This window comes from Cupriavidus cauae (assembly GCF_008632125.1).
Lineage (GTDB): Bacteria > Pseudomonadota > Gammaproteobacteria > Burkholderiales > Burkholderiaceae > Cupriavidus > Cupriavidus cauae.
The window spans coordinates 2,501-5,350 of sequence record NZ_VWRN01000051.1; the positions used below are offsets into that span (position 1 = coordinate 2,501).

At 54.2% G+C, this 2,850-nt stretch carries 2 rRNA genes (1 of these 2 running past the window's edge); both read left to right on the forward strand.

Annotated elements, in window-relative coordinates:
• A 23S ribosomal RNA gene (locus tag F1599_RS18940) occupies positions 1-2,609 on the forward strand; it begins 272 nt to the left of the window's first position.
• A 115-nt stretch (positions 2,610-2,724) separates the two neighbouring features.
• A 5S ribosomal RNA gene (gene rrf / locus F1599_RS18945) occupies positions 2,725-2,838 on the forward strand.
• The last annotated feature ends 12 nt before the right edge of the window (positions 2,839-2,850 follow it).

The following is a 2,850-nucleotide window of genomic DNA, read 5'->3' on the forward strand; positions in this document are numbered from 1 at the left end:
TTTAGCAGTGTGGTTAGCAAAACGGGATGGAAAGCCCGGCCATAGCAGGTGATAGCCCTGTATGCGAAAACCGCGTTGTGGAACTAGGGGTACGACAAGTAGGGCGGGACACGTGAAATCCTGTCTGAAGATGGGGGGACCATCCTCCAAGGCTAAATACTCGTGATCGACCGATAGTGAACCAGTACCGTGAGGGAAAGGCGAAAAGAACCCCGGGAGGGGAGTGAAATAGATCCTGAAACCGCATGCATACAAACAGTCGGAGCCTGGAAACGGGTGACGGCGTACCTTTTGTATAATGGGTCAGCGACTTACATTCAGTGGCAAGCTTAACCGGTTAGGGAAGGCGTAGCGAAAGCGAGTCCGAATAGGGCGATTGAGTCGCTGGGTGTAGACCCGAAACCAGACGATCTATCCATGGCCAGGTTGAAGGTGCGGTAACACGTACTGGAGGACCGAACCCACTAACGTTGAAAAGTTAGGGGATGAGCTGTGGATAGGGGTGAAAGGCTAAACAAGTCTGGAAATAGCTGGTTCTCTCCGAAAACTATTTAGGTAGTGCCTCGTGTCTCACCTTCGGGGGTAGAGCACTGTCATGGTTGGGGGGTCTATTGCTGATTACCCCGCCATAGCAAACTCCGAATACCGAAGAGTGCAATCACGGGAGACAGACATCGGGTGCTAACGTCCGGTGTCAAGAGGGAAACAACCCAGACCGCCAGCTAAGGTCCCCAAGATTGGCTAAGTGGGAAACGAAGTGGGAAGGCTAAAACAGTCAGGAGGTTGGCTTAGAAGCAGCCACCCTTTAAAGAAAGCGTAATAGCTCACTGATCGAGTCGTCCTGCGCGGAAGATGTAACGGGGCTAAGCCAGTCACCGAAGCTGCGGACGCGCCTTGTGCGCGTGGTAGGAGAGCGTTCCGTAAGCCTGTGAAGGTGTCTTGTAAAGGATGCTGGAGGTATCGGAAGTGCGAATGCTGACATGAGTAGCGATAAAGGGGGTGAAAGGCCCCCTCGCCGTAAGCCCAAGGTTTCCTACGCAACGTTCATCGGCGTAGGGTGAGTCGGCCCCTAAGGCGAGGCAGAGATGCGTAGCTGATGGGAAGCAGGTTAATATTCCTGCACCGTCGTATGATGCGATGGGGGGACGGATCGCGGAAGGTTGTCCGGGTGTTGGAAGTCCCGGTCCCTGCATTGGAGAAGGCGCTTTGGCAAATCCGGGCGCGGAATTCAAGGATGTGGGGCGAGCGGCCTAGTGCTGCGAAGCAATCGGAAGGGGTCCCAAGAAAAGCCTCTAAGCTTCAGTCATACGAGACCGTACCGCAAACCGACACAGGTGGGCGAGATGAGTATTCTAAGGCGCTTGAGAGAACTCGGGAGAAGGAACTCGGCAAATTGGTACCGTAACTTCGGGATAAGGTACGCCCTGGTAGCTTGACTGGCCTGCGCCAGAAGGGTGACGGGGTTGCAATAAAATGGTGGCTGCGACTGTTTAATAAAAACACAGCACTCTGCAAACACGAAAGTGGACGTATAGGGTGTGACGCCTGCCCGGTGCCGGAAGATTAAATGATGGGGTGCAAGCTCTTGATTGAAGTCCCGGTAAACGGCGGCCGTAACTATAACGGTCCTAAGGTAGCGAAATTCCTTGTCGGGTAAGTTCCGACCTGCACGAATGGCGTAACGATGGCCACACTGTCTCCTCCCGAGACTCAGCGAAGTTGAAGTGTTTGTGATGATGCAATCTCCCCGCGGCTAGACGGAAAGACCCCATGAACCTTTACTGCAGCTTTGCATTGGACTTTGAACCGATCTGTGTAGGATAGGTGGGAGGCTTTGAAGCGAGGACGCCAGTTCTCGTGGAGCCGTCCTTGAAATACCACCCTGGTTTGTTTGAGGTTCTAACCTAGGCCCGTGAATCCGGGTCGGGGACAGTGCATGGTAGGCAGTTTGACTGGGGCGGTCTCCTCCCAAAGTGTAACGGAGGAGTTCGAAGGTACGCTTGGTACGGTCGGACATCGTACCTAAAGTGCAATGGCAAAAGCGTGCTTAACTGCGAGACCGACAAGTCGAGCAGGTGCGAAAGCAGGACATAGTGATCCGGTGGTTCTGAATGGAAGGGCCATCGCTCAACGGATAAAAGGTACTCTGGGGATAACAGGCTGATACCGCCCAAGAGTTCATATCGACGGCGGTGTTTGGCACCTCGATGTCGGCTCATCTCATCCTGGGGCTGTAGCCGGTCCCAAGGGTATGGCTGTTCGCCATTTAAAGAGGTACGTGAGCTGGGTTTAAAACGTCGTGAGACAGTTTGGTCCCTATCTGCCGTGGGCGTTGGAATCTTGACGGGGGCTGCTCCTAGTACGAGAGGACCGGAGTGGACGTACCGCTGGTGTACCTGTTGTCTCGCCAGAGGCATCGCAGGGTAGCTATGTACGGAAGAGATAACCGCTGAAAGCATCTAAGCGGGAAACTCGCCTGAAGATGAGGATTCCCTGGAGCCTCGAGCTCCTTGAAGGGTCGTTCAAGACCAGGACGTTGATAGGCTGGGTGTGGAAGCGCAGTAATGCGTTAAGCTAACCAGTACTAATTGCCCGTAAGGCTTGATCCTATAACCAGTGCGTTTCAATCCGCTGGTGTTGCCGCATACGTGCCATACAGCACAACCCAATCGCTACATCCCAATACGCCAGATTGGCCCCAAGCCAGTCCGGCAACCCTTTATGCCTGGTGACCATAGCAAGTCGGAACCACCCCTTCCCATCCCGAACAGGACCGTGAAACGACTTCGCGCCGATGATAGTGCGGACTACCCGTGTGAAAGTAGGTCATCGCCAGGCTCTCCATCCCCA